Source organism: Lacinutrix jangbogonensis, assembly GCF_000797445.1.
GTDB lineage: Bacteria > Bacteroidota > Bacteroidia > Flavobacteriales > Flavobacteriaceae > Lacinutrix > Lacinutrix jangbogonensis.
In genome coordinates this window covers 1-19,033 of sequence record NZ_JSWF01000035.1, presented here as the reverse complement: position 1 = coordinate 19,033, position 19,033 = coordinate 1, and the positions used below count along the sequence as shown (strand labels likewise).

General features: G+C 33.3%; 20 protein-coding genes, 1 tRNA gene and 1 pseudogene. 11 read left to right on the top strand and 11 right to left on the bottom strand.

The window, feature by feature from the left end:
* Positions 1-63 precede the first annotated feature (63 nt).
* Positions 64-195 (bottom strand): hypothetical protein, encoded by a 132-nt coding sequence (locus tag RH82_RS19020; RefSeq protein ID WP_262494833.1) that lies wholly within the window; start codon positions 193-195, stop codon positions 64-66.
* Between the two features lie 110 nt (positions 196-305).
* A complete protein-coding gene (locus RH82_RS14355) occupies positions 306-716 on the bottom strand; it encodes a DUF4293 domain-containing protein (RefSeq protein WP_034057141.1) in 411 nt (136 codons plus the stop codon).
* 204 nt (positions 717-920) lie between these two features.
* Here RH82_RS14355 and rho point away from each other — a divergent pair, with 204 nt between their 5' ends.
* The gene (rho, locus tag RH82_RS14350) at positions 921-2,291 is read left to right on the top strand and encodes a transcription termination factor Rho (RefSeq protein WP_394330714.1); all 1,371 of its coding nucleotides are present in this window, start codon (positions 921-923) and stop codon (positions 2,289-2,291) included.
* Positions 2,292-2,400: 109 nt separating this feature from the next.
* Positions 2,401-2,679, top strand: a complete 279-nt coding sequence (locus tag RH82_RS19280; protein ID WP_394330715.1) for a hypothetical protein — start codon at positions 2,401-2,403, stop codon at positions 2,677-2,679.
* Positions 2,680-2,881: 202 nt separating this feature from the next.
* On the opposite strand, the gene RH82_RS14345 is transcribed toward RH82_RS19280, so the two are convergent.
* From RH82_RS14345 to proS, 4 genes are all read right to left on the bottom strand, one after another.
* The gene (locus RH82_RS14345) at positions 2,882-3,247 is read right to left on the bottom strand and encodes a hypothetical protein (RefSeq protein WP_034057143.1); all 366 of its coding nucleotides are present in this window, start codon (positions 3,245-3,247) and stop codon (positions 2,882-2,884) included.
* Between the two features lie 168 nt (positions 3,248-3,415).
* Entirely contained in the window at positions 3,416-3,667 is a 252-nt protein-coding gene (gene rpsT, locus RH82_RS14340; protein WP_034057236.1) for a 30S ribosomal protein S20, read from the bottom strand.
* A 31-nt stretch (positions 3,668-3,698) separates the two neighbouring features.
* Positions 3,699-3,770 (bottom strand) — tRNA-Glu (locus RH82_RS14335).
* 149 nt (positions 3,771-3,919) lie between these two features.
* Positions 3,920-5,398: a proline--tRNA ligase gene (proS, locus tag RH82_RS14330; RefSeq protein ID WP_034057145.1), complete on the bottom strand. Its 1,479-nt coding sequence runs from the start codon at positions 5,396-5,398 to the stop codon at positions 3,920-3,922.
* A gap of 99 nt (positions 5,399-5,497) precedes the next feature.
* Here proS and RH82_RS18910 point away from each other — a divergent pair, with 99 nt between their 5' ends.
* On the top strand, positions 5,498-6,484 hold the full coding sequence (locus RH82_RS18910) for a hypothetical protein (protein ID WP_034057148.1): 987 nt from the start codon (positions 5,498-5,500) through the stop codon (positions 6,482-6,484).
* 39 nt (positions 6,485-6,523) lie between these two features.
* A complete protein-coding gene (locus RH82_RS14320; protein WP_034057150.1) occupies positions 6,524-8,041 on the top strand; it encodes an OmpP1/FadL family transporter in 1,518 nt (505 codons plus the stop codon).
* A gap of 89 nt (positions 8,042-8,130) precedes the next feature.
* On the opposite strand, the gene RH82_RS14315 is transcribed toward RH82_RS14320, so the two are convergent.
* Entirely contained in the window at positions 8,131-9,144 is a 1,014-nt protein-coding gene (locus tag RH82_RS14315; protein ID WP_034057152.1) for a glutamine synthetase beta-grasp domain-containing protein, read from the bottom strand.
* A gap of 192 nt (positions 9,145-9,336) precedes the next feature.
* On the opposite strand from RH82_RS14315, the gene RH82_RS14310 reads away from it, so the two are divergent.
* From RH82_RS14310 to RH82_RS14300, 3 genes are all read left to right on the top strand, one after another.
* Positions 9,337-11,523 (top strand): glutamine synthetase III family protein, encoded by a 2,187-nt coding sequence (locus RH82_RS14310; RefSeq protein WP_034057154.1) that lies wholly within the window; start codon positions 9,337-9,339, stop codon positions 11,521-11,523.
* Positions 11,524-11,646: 123 nt separating this feature from the next.
* Positions 11,647-12,825, top strand: coding sequence for an AIR synthase related protein (locus RH82_RS14305; RefSeq protein WP_034061748.1), 1,179 nt, complete (start codon positions 11,647-11,649; stop codon positions 12,823-12,825).
* Between the two features lie 25 nt (positions 12,826-12,850).
* Positions 12,851-13,792, top strand: coding sequence for a DUF3078 domain-containing protein (locus tag RH82_RS14300; RefSeq protein WP_034057155.1), 942 nt, complete (start codon positions 12,851-12,853; stop codon positions 13,790-13,792).
* Here RH82_RS14300 and RH82_RS14295 read toward each other — a convergent pair.
* Positions 13,789-14,079: a hypothetical protein gene (locus RH82_RS14295; RefSeq protein WP_034057157.1), complete on the bottom strand. Its 291-nt coding sequence runs from the start codon at positions 14,077-14,079 to the stop codon at positions 13,789-13,791. The genes RH82_RS14300 and RH82_RS14295 overlap by 4 nt on opposite strands.
* 110 nt (positions 14,080-14,189) lie before the next feature.
* On the opposite strand from RH82_RS14295, the gene prfA reads away from it, so the two are divergent.
* The 3 genes from prfA (at position 14,190) to RH82_RS14280 (ending at position 17,020) form a co-directional block, all read left to right on the top strand.
* Positions 14,190-15,266 carry a peptide chain release factor 1 gene (gene prfA / locus RH82_RS14290; RefSeq protein ID WP_034061746.1) on the top strand — a complete coding sequence of 359 codons (1,077 nt, stop codon included), beginning with the start codon at positions 14,190-14,192 and terminating at the stop codon, positions 15,264-15,266.
* A 93-nt stretch (positions 15,267-15,359) separates the two neighbouring features.
* Positions 15,360-16,181: an orotidine-5'-phosphate decarboxylase gene (gene pyrF, locus RH82_RS14285; RefSeq protein ID WP_034061744.1), complete on the top strand. Its 822-nt coding sequence runs from the start codon at positions 15,360-15,362 to the stop codon at positions 16,179-16,181.
* A gap of 47 nt (positions 16,182-16,228) precedes the next feature.
* Positions 16,229-17,020 (top strand): ABC transporter substrate-binding protein, encoded by a 792-nt coding sequence (locus RH82_RS14280; RefSeq protein ID WP_034057158.1) that lies wholly within the window; start codon positions 16,229-16,231, stop codon positions 17,018-17,020.
* Here RH82_RS14280 and RH82_RS18455 read toward each other — a convergent pair.
* From RH82_RS18455 to RH82_RS14270, 3 genes are all read right to left on the bottom strand, one after another.
* Positions 16,995-17,141 (bottom strand): hypothetical protein, encoded by a 147-nt coding sequence (locus RH82_RS18455; RefSeq protein ID WP_156112491.1) that lies wholly within the window; start codon positions 17,139-17,141, stop codon positions 16,995-16,997. The genes RH82_RS14280 and RH82_RS18455 overlap by 26 nt on opposite strands.
* A 69-nt stretch (positions 17,142-17,210) precedes the next feature.
* Positions 17,211-17,408, bottom strand: coding sequence for a Lacal_2735 family protein (locus RH82_RS14275; protein ID WP_034057159.1), 198 nt, complete (start codon positions 17,406-17,408; stop codon positions 17,211-17,213).
* Positions 17,409-17,664: 256 nt separating this feature from the next.
* Entirely contained in the window at positions 17,665-18,372 is a 708-nt protein-coding gene (locus RH82_RS14270; RefSeq protein WP_034061741.1) for a DUF4197 domain-containing protein, read from the bottom strand.
* Positions 18,373-18,515: 143 nt separating this feature from the next.
* Here RH82_RS14270 and RH82_RS14265 point away from each other — a divergent pair.
* Positions 18,516-19,033: pseudogene (locus tag RH82_RS14265) on the top strand (transposase); the annotation flags it as partial.

The following is a 19,033-nucleotide window of genomic DNA, read 5'->3' as shown; positions in this document are numbered from 1 at the left end:
TTTTAACAAGTTTTGACGATGTAAAGTTAATAGGGATTAAACTTTTCGTTGTAAAATCAGCTTCTAACAATTTAACAATTCTGTTTTTTCTGCGTCTAATAAAGAAGGCTCTTCATTATTTACGTCATCTTTATTACAAGAAATAAATATAATAGATACTAAAACAAGCATCATGATTTTTTTTAAGTGGTTCATAATATTATTTAGATTAAATATAATATAGTATAATACCCAAATTTTAGGGCACAAAAAAGCCCAAGATCTTCACCTTGGGCTCACGCACTAATACTACTAAGATGTTAGGTTTAACGTAACCTATCTACAGATTTTACGAGATCTTCATCCTTTTTAATAGCCTTATTAGCCAGAGCCAATAATACTATAGACAGAATCGGAAGAAAAATCCCAATACCTTTCTCAGAAACCAAAGCTTCTCCAGATACATTTAGAGATTGATATACAAAAAATCCTAGTAAAATAAAGTTTAATATCATATTAAGGCGTCCCAATACAAATTGCAACTTCCTGTTTTTGAACATAACTAAAGATAACAAAGACAAAGCTGAAGACCCTAAAAAGAGTCCAAAAAATAAAAGCTCATCCATAGCGAAGATTTTTACATCCTCGTTAGTTATCCATAAATGAAATACAAAAATCAATCCAGCCGAAATTCCAGCGGCAAGCAGTAAATAGACAGATTGAATACGTTGTATCATTTATTTTAATCGAATAATTTCAGCATCAAAAATATAACTTCTTTTGGGAAATGTTGCTAAAAACTTAAAATAAAGTCGTATTATTGCATAGGCGACTTGCAACTTTCACATTAGCAATGCGTTAATTCTTCAGAATCACAAAATATTTTTCTTCGGAAATTTTCAACAACATAATTTTTCAAAAAATATTCAATTAAACAATTCATGTTTGAAATCTCACAATTAAAAGAAATGAAGCTTCCTGAGTTACAGGACATGGCTAAAAAGCTAAGTATTCCAAAGTTTCGTTCATTAAAAAAATTAGACTTAGTTTATCAAATTTTGGATAAACAAGCAGCTAACCCAAAGGCCGTTGAAGTTGTAAAAGCAGATATTCCTGCTCCTGTAGCACAAGAGAAACCCAAAAGAGAACGTGTACAACGTCCTGCGGCAAATAAGCCAAGGCCTCAACCAAAAGCACAACCAAAACCTCAGGTAAAACCTCAGGCAAAAGTGCAACCAAAACCTCAGGCAGAAGTACAACAAGAAGCTATAGCTTTTAAAGAGGAGGAAAGCAGAGACACTACTGAAGTTAAAGACAGTATAGAATCAAAAGATAGTAAGGACGATAATAAACAAGTAAAAGAACCAGTTAAGGCACAACAGCCAAAGCCTCAGCATAAAAAACCTGTTCATAATCATCAAAATAAAAAAGACGACAAAAAGGATAATAATCCAAATCGTCAAAACACTCAGAATAAAAATCAGAATAAAAACCAGAATACTAATCAACGTAGTCAAGGTAAAAACGGAAACACACACGGAACCAGTGAAACACGAAACCGTTACCGTGAACCAGATTTCGAATTCGATGCTATCATAGAAAGTGAGGGTGTATTAGATGTTATGCAAGATGGTTATGGCTTTTTAAGATCTTCAGATTATAATTACCTGTCTTCTCCGGACGATATTTATGTATCGCAATCTCAAATTCGTTTATTCGGATTAAAAGTTGGAGATACAGTACTTGGAAATGTTAGACCTCCAAAAGAAGGCGAGAAATATTTTCCACTTATTAAAGTAAATAAAATTAACGGACAAAGTCCAGATGTGGTTAGAGATCGTGTATCTTTTGAGCATTTAACACCATTATTCCCAGAAGAGAAATTTAATATTGCAGGAAAGCAAGCAACAATTTCTACGCGTATTATGGATTTGTTTGCCCCAATAGGTAAAGGGCAACGTGGTATGATTGTGTCGCAACCTAAAACAGGTAAAACAATGTTGCTTAAGGATGTTGCTAATGCAATTGCAGCCAATCATCCAGAAGTATACCAAATGATCTTACTCATCGATGAACGTCCAGAAGAGGTTACAGACATGCAACGTAATGTTCGTGGAGAAGTTATTGCTTCAACTTTCGATAAAGAAGCTCACGAGCACGTAAAGATTGCAAATATCGTATTAGAAAAAGCAAAACGATTAGTAGAATGTGGACACGATGTAGTGATCTTATTAGATTCTATAACACGTTTAGCTAGAGCTTATAACTCAGTACAACCAGCTTCAGGGGAAAATACTTTCAGGTGGTGTTGATGCTAATGCATTACACAAGCCAAAACGTTTCTTTGGTGCTGCACGTAATATAGAAAATGGAGGTTCGCTTACTATTATTGCTACTGCTTTAACAGAAACTGGTTCTAAAATGGACGAAGTAATTTTTGAAGAATTTAAAGGAACGGGTAACATGGAGCTACAATTAGATCGTAAGATTTCTAACCGTCGTATTTTTCCAGCTATCGATTTAACATCGTCAAGCACACGTCGTGATGATATATTATTAGACAAGGTTACGATTCAAAGAATGTGGGTAATGCGCAAATATCTTGCAGATATGAATCCAGTAGAAGCTATGGAATTTATCAACGAGCGTTTTAAGCAAACAAGAAACAACGAAGAGTTTTTAATCTCAATGAATGGTTAGAAGTCTATTCTCAATTAAATTTAGGAATTCACTCCAAAAATAAAAAAGCCCTGATTTATAGTCAGGACTTTTTTTTTGCAGTCTAAAATCTTAGTTATTATTTTGAATCAACTTGAAAAGAGTTTGTAGAGTAATATAAACGAGCAAGCCTTTGTATCTATATACAAAGGCTTGCTCGTTGTATTTAAAAATATATTAATGTTTAATAAGCCATTAAAAGCTCTTTGTATTCTCTTAAGTCTGAAATATTGTCTTTGTTATTAAGGTTTTTTGTAAGCGATAATAAGTATTTAAGACTTTCTACTGGAGAAGCATCATTTTTTTCTTCAACGACATCTTCTTCTTCATCTATAGGCTCATCTTCAAGAACGGGTATAAGAAATGATTGGTGCTCTTCTATGTGCTCATAAGCAAGCCTAAGTACCTTAACCACTAAAGGCACTTCCTCTTCCAGAGCAAAAGCTCTTAATGCTTTAATATCATCTATTAGTGTCTCTGTATTGATGCCAGATTTATCAAGGTTTTTAATAATTTTATCAATTGCCTTAATTGCGTTTGTGTTTTCCAAAAGAGTTATATTTAAGTGAATGGTTAATTATTGCAAATTTATACTTTTTGAAATTAAATAACAGACCTTATTTCGAGTAAATTCCTTTATAAACTAAAAGAATTTTGAAGTAATAAAAAAGCCTATCGATTTCTCGATAGACTTTTATTTATTGTAGAATTAATTTAACTATATCGCTGAAACGAACTTAGTTAAACCAGACTTTAAGTTAGCAGCTTTGTTAGCGTGTATAACGTTAGTCTTTGCTAATCTATCTAACATAGAGCATACTGACGGTAAAAACGCTTCAGCTTCTTTCTTATCAGTTAACTCACGTAATTTTTTTATCGCATTACGAGTTGTTTTATGCTGATACTTATTTCTTAAGCGCTTAGTTTCGTTTTGTCTAATTCTTTTTAACGCTGACTTATGATTTGCCATTTGTTTCTTTGTTTCTTTATTATAAAAATTGTAGCCCGTAGGGGAGTCGAACCCCTCTTACATGGATGAAAACCATGCGTCCTAGCCGATAGACGAACGGGCCATTTATTTAAGAGTGTGCAAATATAAATTATATTTTTATTTCTGCAAAACTTTTCAAATAACTTTACAACGTTTCCATTGCGGATGCAAAAATACAACTATTTTCTACTTTTGCAATACCTAAGTAAACTTTTTTTAAAAAAAGTTTACTTAATATGCTTTTGCAAACAATACTCTACGTTTTGAAGGCTTTCCTGAATACACACAAACACCATCTTCTAGCTTCCCTTCTAATGGAAGACATCTAATTGTTGCTTTTGTAATTTCTTTTATTTTATCTTCAGTCTCTGGTGTTCCGTCCCAATGTGCTGAGATAAATCCTCCTTTCTCTTCTAAAACAGTTTTAAAGGTGTCGAAATTTTCAACTTCCGTTGTGTGAGTATCTCTATGATTTAAAGCTTTATTAAATAGGGATTCTTGAATTTCGGTCATTAACCCTTCAATCTTTTCAGTTAATGAATCTAAAGAAACAGTCTCTTTGGTTAAGGTATCTCTACGCGCTAACTCTACAGTTCCGTTTTCCAGATCTCTCGCTCCAATTGCAATACGTAAAGGAACACCTTGTAATTCGTGTTGCGCAAATTTTGCTCCTGGACGGTAGGTTGTTCTATTATCGTATTTAACAGTAATATGCTTTGCTCTTAAATCTGTTATAATGCTATTTACGACGCTAGTGATTTCTTCAAGTTGTTCTTCAGTCTTATATATTGGAACGATTACTACTTGATTAGGTGCTAGGTTTGGAGGTAATACGAGTCCTTGATCATCACTATGTGTCATGATTAAAGCTCCCATTAATCGTGTTGAAACTCCCCAAGAAGTAGCCCAAACGTAATCTTTTTTTCCTTCTTTATTAGTGAATTTCACATCAAAAGCTTTTGCGAAGTTTTGCCCTAAAAAGTGAGAGGTTCCAGCTTGTAATGCTTTTCCATCCTGCATTAATGCTTCAATACAGTAGGTTTCGTCAGCTCCAGCAAAACGCTCACTCTCAGTTTTTAAACCCTGAACTACTGGTATTGCCATGAAATTCTCAACGAAAGTTGCATAGACGTTATTCATAGTTTCTGCTTCAGTTATAGCTTCTGCTTTTGTTTCATGAGCTGTGTGGCCTTCTTGCCAAAGGAATTCTGCAGTACGTAAAAATAAACGTGTACGCATTTCCCAGCGAACAACATTTGCCCATTGGTTTATTAGTAAGGGTAAATCTCTGTAAGATTGAATCCATCCTTTAAAAGTGCTCCAGATAATAGCTTCACTTGTTGGTCTTACAACAAGTTCTTCTTCTAGCTTAGCTTCGGGGTCTACACGCAGTTTTCCTGGGTTATCAGGATCGTTTTGTAATCTATAATGCGTGACTACTGCACACTCTTTTGCGAAGCCTTCAGCATTTTTCTCTTCAGCTTCAAATAAGCTTTTAGGTACAAAAAGTGGGAAATAGGCGTTTTGATGTCCAGTTTCTTTAAACATTCTATCTAATTCTGCCTGCATTTTTTCCCAGATAGCATAGCCGTAAGGTTTTATTACCATACAGCCTCTAACCGCCGAGTTTTCAGCTAAATCAGCCTTTACGACCAATTCATTATACCATTTTGAATAATCTTCTGCTCTTGTAGTGAGTTTTTTGCTCATATATAGTGTTTGGCACAAATATTGTGATTATGTTAAAAAAAGAAATAGTTCGACAAAACTAACTATTTTTGTTTTGTTCAACACTAAAAACTAAGAGTTATGCAATTAAAAAAACACTTATTAAACAAACGACCAGCGATTGCTGTAATTTTATTTGCTATAGGACTTACTTCTTGTGGTTCTTACCAATATGTAGGGCAAGATAGTGATGGCGTTTATGGAGAGGATTATAGACAGGTTGATGTTGTTCAAGCTGATACAAAAGAGAGCGGCGACAATACTTACTACAAAAATTACTTTAGGGAGAAGTCTATTCAAATGGATACTAATGCTAATCAAGAAGTTTTTGTAGATATAGATTCTTATGAAGGCCAGTATTCAGAGGATAATGTACAAGCCGGTAATGTGGACACAGGTTATGGTTCTTGGGGAGAAAACAGTACTGAGGTTATTGTAAATGTCAACAATAATGGTTTTGGATGGAACAATGGTTTTGGGTGGAACAATGGTTTTGGGTGGAACAATGGTTTTGGGTGGAACAATGGTTTTGGGTGGAACAATGGTTTTGGATGGAACAATGGTTTTGGATGGAACAATGGTTTTGGATGGAACTATGGTTTTGGATGGAACAATGGTTTTGGATGGAACAATGGTTTTGGATGGAACAATGGTTTTGGATGGAACAATGGTTTTGGTTGGAATAATGGATACAGTTTAGCTTATAACTCTACACGAAGAGGTAACGTATATGGTAGAAACTCAGTTTTAGGACGAAGAGTTCAAACGCATGCTAGAACAAGAGCTAATTCAATAAGAACAAGAACTTCGACTACTCCTAGAACAAGAACTAGAACAACTACTCCTAGAACTAGGACTAGAGGAGCAACAACGCCAAGAGTAAGAACAACAGCGCCAAGAACTAGAAATAATAGTTCTACACCAAGAAGTTCTACACCAAGGGTAAGAACAACAACACCAAGGACTAGAACTTCTAATACTAGATCATCATCTCCAAGAAGCTCTACAAGATCCTCTTCTAGATCCTCCTCTTCTAGGTCTTCCTCAGGAGGAAGACGAAGAGGGTAGTGGTTAGTTTTTCAAAAGAGAAATAATTAAATAATTAATATGAAAAAAGATATATTTTTATTCATAGGTTTTATGTCTATGATTACAATTAACGCTCAAGATATAAACGATGCTTTACGTTACAGTAATGGGGAAATTATAGGCTCTGCAAGATATAGAGCGCTTAGTGGGGCATTTGGAGCTCTTGGAGGGGATTTAAGTGCGGTAAGTGTAAATCCTGCTGGTTCAGCGATATATAACAATAGTTTTGCTTCGGTTTCATTAAATATTAGTGATGTTGATAATGAAATGGGTTATTTTGGACAAACAAATGCTTCGTCAGATTCAGATCTATCTCTAAATCAGGGAGGAGGTCTTTTTGTCTTTAAAAATAGAAATGAGAATTCGCAATGGAGGAAATTCGCATTTAGTGTAGGGTTTGATAATACCAAGAATTATGACGATAATTGGAGGTCTAGAGGAACAAATTCAACCTCTATAGATCAATATTTTTTAAATAATGCACAAGGGTTGAGGTTGGATGAAATTTCTGCATTGCCAGGAGAGTCTTCTTCTAGCGCATATGCTGGTATTGGAAATGCTTATGGTTACGTTTATCAGCAAGCTTATTTAGGTTACGACTCTTATATTTTAGAACCAGTTAGCGATACTGATGATAATACGTTGTACACTTCAAATATTGCAGCTGGAAATTTTGATCAAGAATATAATTATTCAGCAACTGGATACAACGGGAAAATCGCATTTAATTTAGGTGCTCAATATGGAGATGACTTGTATTTAGGCCTGAATTTAAATTCTCATTTTCTAAATTACGAGCGTTCTACGTTTTTATATGAACAAAACAACAATACAGGCTCTGTTGTAAACCAAGTGGGTTTCGAAAACAATATTGTTACTAACGGTTCTGGATTCTCGTTTCAACTTGGTACAATCTATAAGTTGTCAAATTCCTTTAGAGTTGGATTTACATATGATTCTCCAACCTGGATGACTATTACTGAAGAAACGTCTCAATATATAGAAACAATTAGAGTAGATGGAGAGGAGAATATTTTGCAAATTGTAGATCCCCAAATAGTAAATCTATTTCCAGATTACAATTTGCAATCACCTTCAAAAGTAACAGGTAGTTTAGCTTATATTTTTGGAAAGCAAGGTGTGTTGAGTTTCGATTATTCTAGAAGAGATTTTAGTAAAACAAAATTTAAGCCAAAGTCTGATGCTTATTTTAGAGCGCAAAACGATATTATTGCAAATAATTTAGTAGCGGCAGCAACCTATAAATTAGGGGGGGAATTTAAAGTTAATCAGTTTAGTTTTAGAGGTGGTTATCGTTTTGAGGAAAGTCCTTATAAAAACGGGAAAACTGTAGGAGACTTAGAGGGGTACTCTTTTGGATTGGGTTATAACTTTGGTAATACAAAATTAGATATAACTTACGATGCCTTTAATCAAACAAGAGCACATCAATTGTATAACACTGGATTGACTGACGCTGTAGCCATTGATGCTAATAATTCTAATATTACTCTAACATTAGGCTTTCGATTATAGAAAAATTAAAGTAAATTTATAATCTTTAATAAAATAAAAAAAGCGTTTAAAAATTTTCAAACGCTTTTTTTATGGATGTAATTTTTGTTTTAGCTAATATTGGCAGATTTTACTGTCTTTATAATACGGCCTGCAATTTTGTATGGGTCACCATTAGAAGCTGGGCGTCTATCTTCTAACCAGCCTTTCCAGCCTTGTTCTACTGTAATAATAGGGATGCGTATTGATGCGCCTCTGTCTGAAACGCCAAAAGTGAAATCAGAAACGTGAGCAGTTTCGTGTAAACCAGTCAAGCGTTCGTCATTAAATTCACCATATACGTCCATGTGCTCTTCAGTAACCGGTCTAAATGCTTCACATATTTTTTCGTAAATTTCTTTAGAACCACAAGTTCTTAATGTGGTGTTAGAGAAGTTGGCGTGCATGCCAGAACCATTCCAATCTCCTTTAACAGGTTTTGGGTGGTATTCTATATAGTAATTGTATTTTTCTGTTAATCTGTCTAATAAATACCTTGATATCCAAATTTCATCTCCAGCTCGTTTAGCTCCTTTAGCAAATAATTGATATTCCCATTGTCCTGGTGCAACTTCTTGGTTAATACCTTCAAAGTTTAATCCAGCGTCTATGCAAAGGTCTGCATGCTCTTCAACAAAATCTCTTCCCCAAGTATAGCGTCCTCCAACAGAACAGTAATATTTTCCTTGCGGTCCAGGAAAACCTCCTCTCGGGAAACCTAAAGGTAAGTCTGTTTTTGCATCCATTAGGAAGTATTCTTGTTCAAATCCAAACCAGAAATCCTCATCATCATCATCTATAGCAGCTCTTCCGTTAGATGAATGCGGTGTTCCATCTGCGCTTAAAACTTCTGCCATTATTAAAAACCCATTCTTTCTTACAGGATCTGGAAAAATAGCTACAGGTTTTAGTAAACAATCAGAAGCACCTCCCGATGCTTGTTCAGTTGATGAACCATCAAAAGACCAAACTGGACAATCTTCTAATTTTCCACTAAAGTCGTATTCAACTTTAGTTTTACTTCTCATGTTTTGAGTTGGTTTGTGGCCATCTAACCATATATACTCTAATTTAAATTTTGCCATAGTTATTTGTAAATAAATAGTTAATAATACAAATGCAAATATAAATTAATTTTAAAACAGCTATTAAAAAAAAAGGGTTAAAATTATTATTTTTATTAATATGTTATTAACAGCCCTATTTTTTTTGGGGTATAATTAGTTTTTGTTAAAAAAGAAGATTCAAATTGATATATTTGTAAAAAATTGATAATTATGTCTACACTTAGATTCTTCGCCATAAAAGAAACGCTAAATAGGAAGCCGCTCAAAATTACTGAGAAAAAGAAACGTTCAGAATTATTTGGGCAGAATGTTTATAGTCAAGCTAAAATGCGTCAAACATTAACCACTAGTGCGTATACAAGTGTAAGTACTGCGATAGAAAAAGGATCTAAAATAGATAGAAATATAGCAGATCAAATTGCATCAGCAATGAAGGACTGGGCATTAGCTAAGGGAGTTACACATTACACACATTGGTTTCAGCCATTAACAGGAGCTACTGCAGAAAAGCATGATGCTTTTTTTGAAACTATTGAAAACAATGGCGCTATAGAAAAATTTGGCGGTACTCAATTGGTGCAACAAGAGCCGGATGCTTCTAGTTTTCCAAATGGAGGTATTAGGAATACATTTGAAGCACGAGGTTACACTGCTTGGGATCCAACATCACCAGCTTTTATATATGGTACTACTTTATGTATTCCTACGGTATTTGTGTCTTATACAGGTGAAGCTCTTGATTATAAAACACCTTTATTAAGAGCTTTACAAGCTGTTGATAGTGCTGCAGTAGCCGTTTGTAAGTATTTTGATAAAAATGTAAAAAAGGTAAATGCTTCTTTAGGTTGGGAGCAAGAGTACTTTTTAATAGATAGTGCTTTGGTCTCTTCTCGTCCAGATATTCAATTAACAGGAAGAACGTTGTTGGGTCATGATTCGGCAAAAGGACAACAATTAGACGATCATTATTTTGGAACCATTCCTAATCGCGCAATGTCTTATATGCGCGATTTAGAGACAGAATGTATGTTGTTGGGTATTCCTGTAAAAACAAGACATAATGAAGTTGCTCCAAATCAATTTGAACTCGCTCCTATATATGAAGAAGCAAATTTAGCTGTTGATCATAATGCGTTGCTAATGGATGTTATGGATAAGGTAGCAGAGCGTCACGACTTTAAAGTGTTATTTCACGAAAAACCTTTTAAAGGTATTAATGGTTCTGGTAAACACAACAATTGGAGTTTAAGTACGGATACAGGAGTGAATTTATTGAGTCCTGGAAAAACACCAATGAGTAATCTTCAGTTTCTAACCTTTTTTATTAATACAATAAAAGCTGTGAATGATAATGAAGAATTACTTCGTGCAGCTGTAGCTTCGGCAAGTAATGATCATAGATTAGGGGCAAATGAAGCGCCTCCAGCAATCATTTCGGTATTTATAGGAGAACAACTCACACATGTTTTAAATGAATTAGAAAACGTAACTAACGGGAAATTATCGCCTCAAGAAAAAACAGATTTAAAACTTAACGTAGTAGGGAAAATTCCAGAAATACTTTTAGATAACACAGATCGAAATAGAACCTCTCCTTTTGCTTTTACTGGAAATAAATTCGAATTTAGAGCTGTAGGTTCTAAAGCTAATTGTGCAAACCCAATGACCTTGCTTAATTCAATAGTAGCAAAGCAACTTATAGATTTTAAAATTGAAGTAGATGTGTTAATAGCTAAAAAGGATCTTAAAAAAGACGAAGCTGTCTTTAATGTTTTAAGAGAGTATATTAAAAAGAGTAAAACTATTTTGTTTGAAGGCAATGGTTATGGAGACGCATGGGAAAAGGAAGCGAAAAAAAGAGGGTTAAGTAATAATATATCTACACCAGAAGCTTTAAAAGCTAAAATTTCTAAGAAAGCATTTTCTTTATATAAGGACTTAGGTGTTATGAATGAGACCGAAGTACAAGCACGTTACGAAATAGAACTTGAAGATTATATTATGCGTATTCAAATAGAAGGACGTGTACTTGGAGACTTAGCAAGAAACCACATCGTGCCAACAGGAGTTAAATACCAAAATATATTAATTGAAAATGTAAAAGGGTTAAAAGATATCTATGGAAAGGAATTTAAAAAGTTAGCGCAAGCGCAATTACATTTAATTGAAGAAATTTCTAGACATATAGAATCGATAAACAATTTGGTGACAAAAATGACAGAGGCTAGAAAAAAATCCAATCAAATTAAATCTTTAGAAGATAAAGCTATTGCTTATTGCAATACTGTAAAGCCCTTATTGGAAGACATAAGATACCCTTGCGATAAGTTAGAATTATTAGTTGATGATGAACTTTGGCCGCTAACTAAATATAGAGAATTGCTCTTTACTAAATAAACTATTTTAGATTCTATTTTTAAGTTATAAATGATGAGTTGTATATATTGATAATTATTTTTTTTAATCGTGATTTAGAGTATAACTACTAATAAAACTATCTTTGCACCTTAATACACAACTATGAGTTCGGAAATAAGTAAACGTTACAGTCAAAGAGGTGTTTCAGCTTCAAAAGAAGATGTGCACAATGCTATAAAAAACATAGATAAAGGCTTGTTTCCAAAGGCGTTTTGTAAAATTGTTCCAGATTACCTTACTAATGATGAAGATTATTGCTTAATCATGCATGCAGATGGTGCAGGAACAAAAAGTGCTTTAGCTTATATGTATTGGAAAGAAACTGGAGATGTATCAGTTTGGAAAGGTATCGCTCAAGATGCTTTAATTATGAATATCGACGATTTATTATGTGTTGGTGCAACAGATAATATTATGTTGTCTTCAACTATTGGGAGAAATAAAAACCTAATTACTGGAGAAGTCCTTTCCGCTATAATTAACGGGACAGAAGAACTTATAGAAGATTTAAAAACATTTGGTGTTACCATACATTCAACAGGAGGAGAAACTGCAGATGTTGGTGATTTAGTGCGTACAATTATTGTAGATTCGACTGTTACAGCTAGAATGAAACGTAGCCATGTTATCGATAATGCTAATATAAAAGCAGGAGATGTAATTGTTGGACTAGAAAGTTTTGGTCAGGCTACTTATGAGAAAGAATACAATGGTGGCATGGGAAGCAATGGCTTAACTTCTGCTCGACATGATGTGTTTGATAATTATTTAGCAAAAAAATATCCTGAAAGTTTTGATGCTGCAGTGCCAGAAGATTTAGTGTATTCAGGACAAGTGAAACTAACAGATGCGGTAGAAAATAGTCCAATAAATGCAGGGAAGTTAGTGTTGTCTCCAACACGAACTTATGCTCCAATAATAAAAGAAATTTTATCAAAGTTTAATTCTGAAACTTTACATGGAATGGTACATTGTTCTGGAGGAGCACAAACTAAAATACTTCATTTTATAGATAATTTACATATAGTAAAAGATAATTTGTTTCCAATTCCGCCTTTATTCAAATTAATACAAGAACAGTCTGAAACAGACTGGAAAGAAATGTATCAAGTGTTTAATTGTGGTCATAGAATGGAAGTGTATGTCTCACCTGAAATAGCCGATGAAATTATGTCAATTTCTAAATCTTTTAATGTTAATGCTCAAATTGTTGGAAGAGTTGAAGCTTCAGAAGATAAAAAACTTACTATAGAGAGCCCATTCGGGACATTTATTTATTAATTACACTTTTATAAAACATAATAAAATGAGATTCTGTTTGTTGTTTCTTTTTATATTCTCTTTTCAAGCTGTAAAAGCTCAAGATTCAGTTGTCAAGGTTTTGGACACTGCAAAATGGGTGCAAATAAATAGAGCAGGCTTAGATCTTAATGAAGTTACATTTGTTAATTGGAATGCAGGTGGAAGTAATTCTGTTTCAGCACTTTTTAATGTGTTTTCAAGTTTACGATACAAGAAAGATAACCTTATTTGGATAAGCTATATTAGAACACGTTATGGTGTTAATAAACAAGAAAGTCAGAAACTAAGAAAAACGGAAGACGAATTTGAGTTAATTTCAACTATTGGATTTAGAAAAGATACTTTAACCAATTGGTATTATTCTGGAAGACTAAATTTTAAAACACAGTATTCAAAGGGTTTTAATTATCCAAATAGAGACAATCCAATTTCACGTTTTATGGCTCCTGGCTATCTATTTATTGGAGGAGGAGTAGAATATGGTAAAAATTTAGAGAGATTCTCCTTTTATTTCTCACCATTAACCTTTAAAGGAACATTTGTTTTAGATCAAGATTTAGCAGACTCAGGATCTTTTGGTGTGCAAGCAGCAGAATATGATGCGTTACAAAACAGAATTAAAAAGGGGGAAAATGCTAGAACAGAAATGGGTTTGTTAGTAACAAACACTTACGAAGCCGAAGTGTTTGAAAATATTCACATCAGAAATCAATTTAGTGTATATACCGATTATTTCAATAGTTTTGGCAATATGGACATCGATTGGGAAGTGATTTTTGATTTTAAAGTTAATAACTATGTTAAGGCTACTCTAGGATCGCATATTAGATATGATAATGATATTAAAACTCAAGAAGAAACAGATGTTGTAGATGTGTTTGTAGGAAGAGGTGCCAAATTACAATGGAAGCAGCTTTTAGGAGTAGGTGTTACAATGGAATTCTAAATAAAACCTTTTATTAATAACAAGAAGCTACAAGTAAGAAAACAATCAATTATATACAGCATTACTACTAATCTAAAATTAGATACACCAACCATTTTATAGAATTTCAACTTCTTTCTAATGCCTTTATCGTTAATCATTAACCAAAACAAAGCCATTAAAAACAGTTTTGTTAATAAAGCGCCAACAATTCCTGGATTATAAACAGTAAGTAATAATGTAACAGCAAAAGACCAAATGGCAAGTGGTCTGTAATAATATAGTATCGCACGAAATTTGTTTAGCATATAGAATACAACGTAATTTTTTAGCAATTATTTTTCAAAACTTGAAACACGTTATAAACCATTGCTAGTTGATAAATTATCGTATTTTTGTTACACAATTTTAGATATAGATGTTAGATAAATTACAAATAGTAAAACAACGTTTTGATGAGGTGAGTGATTTAATCATTCAACCGGATATTATTTCAGATCAAAAACTTTATGTTGAGCTAACTAGAGAATATAAGAGTTTACGTTTGTTAATGGATAAGCGTGAGTTGTATATAGAGCAGACAAATAATTTAGCTGAAGCTGAAGAGATAATTGCAGATGGTAGCGACTCAGAAATGGTCGAAATGGCTAAAATGCAATACGACGAAGCTAAAATTGAAATTCCATTATTAGAAGACGAAATAAAGGTCCTCTTAATTCCAAAAGATCCTCAAGATGCTAAGAATGCTGTTGTAGAATTACGCGCAGGAGCTGGTGGAGACGAAGCAAGTATTTTTGCAGGAGATTTATTTAGAATGTATAGTAAATACTGTGAAGGCAGAGGCTGGAAAGTAGATACTGTAGATTATAGTGAAGGTACAAATGGCGGATTTAAAGAAATACAATTTGAAGTTTCTGGAGATGATGTTTACGGAACTTTAAAATTTGAAGCAGGAGTTCACCGCGTTCAACGTGTTCCACAAACGGAAACTCAAGGACGTGTGCATACAAGTGCAGCAACTGTAATGGTTTTTCCTGAAGCCGAAGAATTTGATGTCGTAATTGAGGCAAAAGATGTAAGAATCGATTTTTTCTGTTCGTCTGGACCTGGTGGACAATCTGTAAACACAACCTATTCTGCAGTGCGTTTAACGCACACACCAACAGGACTAGTGGCGCAATGTCAAGATCAGAAATCGCAACACAAGAATAAGGAGAAAGCCTTTAAAGTATTACGTTCGCGTTTATACGATTTAGAATTGGCTAAGAAAAATGAGGAAGATGCCGCTTTAAGAGGTACCATGGTAACTTCTGGAGATAGAAGTGCTAAAATTAGAACGTATAACTATTCTCAAGGTCGTGTAACAGACCATAGAATTGGATTAACACTTTACGATTTACAGAACATTGTAAATGGCGATATTCAAAAAATATTAGATGAATTAATGCTTGCCGATAATACCGAGAAATTAAAGGCTAACAGTGATATAATGTAAATTTAAAGCCTCTTTTTTTAAGAGGCTTTTTTATCATATAAAGTTAAATTATTTGTCATTCCGCGAGTGATGCGGAATCCACAATTTTCGAAAATGACAACACAACAACTAACATCTCAAATTAAAAAAAAGAACTCTTTCCTATGTATTGGGTTAGACGTCGATTTACATAAAATCCCTAAACATTTATTAGAAACCGAAGACCCAATCTTCGAATTCAATAAAGCCATTATTGATGCCACGCACCACTTATGTGTAGCCTATAAACCTAACACAGCATTCTACGAAGCTTATGGAATAAAAGGTTGGCAAGCATTAGAAAAAACAATCAAATACTTAAACAAAAATCATCCAGATATTTTTACAATAGCAGATGCAAAACGTGGAGATATTGGCAATACAAGCACAATGTATGCAAAAGCTTTTTTCGAGGATTTAGCTTTCGATAGTGTAACTGTTGCGCCTTATATGGGGAAAGATTCTGTAGAGCCTTTTCTTGCCTTTAAAAATAAGCATACGATCATGCTAGCGTTAACATCTAACGAAGGTGCATTCGATTTTCAAACAAAAAATGTAGAAGGTAAAGAATTGTATAAGCAGGTTTTAGAAACGTCTAAAAGCTGGAAAAATGCTAAAAATTTAATGTACGTTGTTGGTGCAACAAAGGCAGAATATTTTGCAGATATTAGAAAAATTATTACAAACAGTTTCTTGTTAGTTCCGGGAGTGGGAGCACAAGGCGGAAATTTACAAGAGGTTTGCAAATATGGAATGACTACTGAGAATGTTGGATTACTAATAAATTCTTCAAGAGGTATTATTTATGCTTCACAAGATGAAGATTTTGCTCAGGAAGCAGCTAATAAAGCACAGGAATTACAAAAGCAAATGGAAGTGATATTAAGTAAAAGCTAAAACGTAATGTCATTCTCAGGAGTGATAGCGACGTAAGAATCTCAATAATGATAATTACCGATCAAATAAATAGAGCACTAACCATAACTTCAACTCCAAAGCGAATTGTAAGTCTTGTGCCTTCCCAAACCGAATTACTCTTCGATTTAGGTCTGGAAGATTCTATAGTAGGTATTACAAAATTCTGCGTACATCCAATGCATGCTAAAAGCACAAAAAAATTAGTTGGAGGTACAAAGCAAATTAATATTGAAAAAATAAAAGCACTCAATCCAGATATTATTCTTTGTAATAAAGAAGAAAACACAAAAGAAATAGTAGAAACTTGTGAAGCTATTTGTAACACTCATGTTTCAGATATTGCAACTATAGAACATTGTCTGGAGGTTATTAATCAATACGGTATTATCTTCGATAAACGAAAAAGTTCATTAGAAATTTCAGATAAAATCAGTTTCAATTTACAAGATTTTAAAACATTTATAAAAGATAAACCGACGTTAAAGGTTGCTTATTTTATATGGAGAAATCCATGGATGGCAGCAGGAAATGGAACATTTATAAATCATTTATTAGAACTTAATAAATTCGATAATATTTATAAAAATAGAGAACGTTATCCAGAAATAGAATTAAAAAAATTGTGCTTAGAAGGCGATCCAGAAATAGTATTGTTGTCTAGTGAACCTTACCCATTTAAAGACGAACACGCTTTCGAGATTGGTAGTGTTTCCCATCAAGCAAAAACAATATTTGTAGATGGAGAACTGTTTTCGTGGTATGGATCTCGACTTATTATGTCTTTTAGTTACTTTAAGACGCTACGTCAAAACCTTTAGCAGTGTTTTTATTACGCACAACTTCTAAAGACTGGATAGTCTTTTCTTTAATTGTCTTTAAATTAAATGACTTATTTAAATTAGGTATTATTCTTCCAACTTTACAAAAATGTGTACTCATAGTTTCCTTTTTTATAAATACGTGGAATTTATCTACTTAGACGTTTTTATAGAAAAATAATGCTAATTTTTATATTATGGGTTGAGAATTATCTCTTGATAGAAACCTAATCTGGTTTAATTTGTGCAACAATTTCATGGCTTTATACTCAGAGTCATCACTAAATGCATGATCTGTTTCCCTTAAATTATATGCCTGTTCTACTAATTGCTTATAACGCTTGTTTAGTTTTTGTTGATGTGATTTTAATAAATTTTTTCTGCTCATGTTTGACTTGTCAATTAGTCAAATAAATGTACGTTAAATATTGGTAATAAGCAAGTTGTGTTTTATTTTGAGTATTTTTAAAAATAAAAAGCCAATCTTGAATTCAAGATTGGCAATAATTTTATTCAAATAAACTAACTCAAGTAAATATGGAGTATTGAACTTGAACAGTAAAAGTATATTAATTACTATTATTTTATGTTAACTAAACTTTAGCTTAATATTAATAATAGGTATGATTTAGAGTATGCCATTTTTAATCCTGTAAAGCAAAAACCTTTTGCAATAAGCCTGTTGTTCTAGAGGATACTTTTTCTCTAATCTCTAATTCCTCAACGGCAATCATTCTGTAAACACCTTGTAAAGCCTGATTCGCAACATAATCTGTTAAATCTGGATTTACATTATTAGTAAAAGGCATTGCGTTGTATTTATTAATTAAATTCGACCAAATTTGATCTGCACCAACTTTAGCAAAACTATTTTTAATCACAGGATTAAATTTTGCATAAAGTGCAGTTTTTGTTTTTCCGTTTAAATATTGAGTTGCAGCATCTTTGTTGCCTAATAAAATTGTTTTAGCATCGTTAAAAGTAATACCCTTTACTGCATCAATAAAAATAGGAGTTGCTTGGCTTACGGCGTCTTCTGCCGCACGGTTTAGTACTTTTAAACCTTCATCGGCTAAGCTTCCAAGGCCAATATTTCTTAATGCTTTATCTACCTTTTTCAATTCTTCGGGTAGTAAAATTTTTACTAATTCATTTTTGTAAAAACCATCTTTTAAAGTCAGTTTACTGACTTGCTTTTCTATACCTAAATCAAGTGCTTGTCGCAATCCGTTACCAATATCTAATTGAGAAATACCTCCACCACCTTGAGGTAATTGGTCTACAACCTGCTGTAATTCTGCGCAAGCAGTTAAATTTAAAACAGCTACAAAAACTAATAATCTTTTAAACATAATGTCATTATTTGTTACAAATATATAATTTTAATTAGTCTTGCAATTGAAATCTAAGTTCAAGTTATAAGTGCAACACGAATATTTAAAATAGATGGGGCTAGCTCCATCTATTTTAGGCTCAATATTTATATTCGTTTTGAATGAAACATTATAAACAATTAGCCTTGTCACAAAGGTATCAAATCTCTGCATTATTAGAGACAGGAATAACTATTACTCAAATTGCGCAGATCATCGGTTTTCATAAAAGCACGGTATCGAGAGGATTAAAGAGTAACACACCAAGTAGAGGTACAACAGCTGGTAATTATATAGCAAAGAACGCTCAACAAAAAACTGAGCAAAGACATTGCAATAAGCCCAAGTATATTCTATTGACAGAAGCCCTCAAAAAGCGAATTGCTGGCTTGATGGAGTATGAAAAATGGAGACCTGAACTCATAGCAAAGCGGCTTAGTAAGGAGTCAGAAGTTTGTGTGAGCCACGAAACTATTTATAAATGGATATGGACTGCAAAGCATAGCAATCATAGAAAACATAGCTACTTATAAAAAATTACATAAGCATCTACGCCACACAGGTAGGAGGACAAAGAGAAATAATATCAAGAATAAACGTGTTGCAATTACTGGTCGTGTGGGTATTGACAAGCGACCCA

Bases quoted from the DNA above. Each gene is read 5' to 3' on its own strand.
- RH82_RS14310 (WP_034057154.1), top strand. From the start codon at position 9,337: ATGTCTACACTTAGATTCTTCGCCATAAAAGAAACGCTAAATAGGAAG.
- proS (WP_034057145.1), bottom strand. From the start codon at position 5,398: ATGAGCAAAAAACTCACTACAAGAGCAGAAGATTATTCAAAATGGTAT.
- RH82_RS14320 (WP_034057150.1), top strand. From the start codon at position 6,524: ATGAAAAAAGATATATTTTTATTCATAGGTTTTATGTCTATGATTACA.
- prfA (WP_034061746.1), top strand. From the start codon at position 14,190: ATGTTAGATAAATTACAAATAGTAAAACAACGTTTTGATGAGGTGAGT.
- RH82_RS19020 (WP_262494833.1), bottom strand. From the start codon at position 195: ATGAACCACTTAAAAAAAATCATGATGCTTGTTTTAGTATCTATTATA.
- RH82_RS14275 (WP_034057159.1), bottom strand. From the start codon at position 17,408: ATGAGCAGAAAAAATTTATTAAAATCACATCAACAAAAACTAAACAAG.
- RH82_RS14305 (WP_034061748.1), top strand. From the start codon at position 11,647: ATGAGTTCGGAAATAAGTAAACGTTACAGTCAAAGAGGTGTTTCAGCT.
- RH82_RS14270 (WP_034061741.1), bottom strand. From the start codon at position 18,372: ATGTTTAAAAGATTATTAGTTTTTGTAGCTGTTTTAAATTTAACTGCT.
- rpsT (WP_034057236.1), bottom strand. From the start codon at position 3,667: ATGGCAAATCATAAGTCAGCGTTAAAAAGAATTAGACAAAACGAAACT.
- RH82_RS14295 (WP_034057157.1), bottom strand. From the start codon at position 14,079: ATGCTAAACAAATTTCGTGCGATACTATATTATTACAGACCACTTGCC.
- RH82_RS14280 (WP_034057158.1), top strand. From the start codon at position 16,229: ATGATAATTACCGATCAAATAAATAGAGCACTAACCATAACTTCAACT.
- rho (WP_394330714.1), top strand. From the start codon at position 921: ATGTTTGAAATCTCACAATTAAAAGAAATGAAGCTTCCTGAGTTACAG.
- RH82_RS14315 (WP_034057152.1), bottom strand. From the start codon at position 9,144: ATGGCAAAATTTAAATTAGAGTATATATGGTTAGATGGCCACAAACCA.
- RH82_RS18910 (WP_034057148.1), top strand. From the start codon at position 5,498: ATGCAATTAAAAAAACACTTATTAAACAAACGACCAGCGATTGCTGTA.
- RH82_RS18455 (WP_156112491.1), bottom strand. From the start codon at position 17,141: ATGAGTACACATTTTTGTAAAGTTGGAAGAATAATACCTAATTTAAAT.
- pyrF (WP_034061744.1), top strand. From the start codon at position 15,360: ATGACAACACAACAACTAACATCTCAAATTAAAAAAAAGAACTCTTTC.
- RH82_RS14355 (WP_034057141.1), bottom strand. From the start codon at position 716: ATGATACAACGTATTCAATCTGTCTATTTACTGCTTGCCGCTGGAATT.
- RH82_RS19280 (WP_394330715.1), top strand. From the start codon at position 2,401: ATGGACGAAGTAATTTTTGAAGAATTTAAAGGAACGGGTAACATGGAG.
- RH82_RS14300 (WP_034057155.1), top strand. From the start codon at position 12,851: ATGAGATTCTGTTTGTTGTTTCTTTTTATATTCTCTTTTCAAGCTGTA.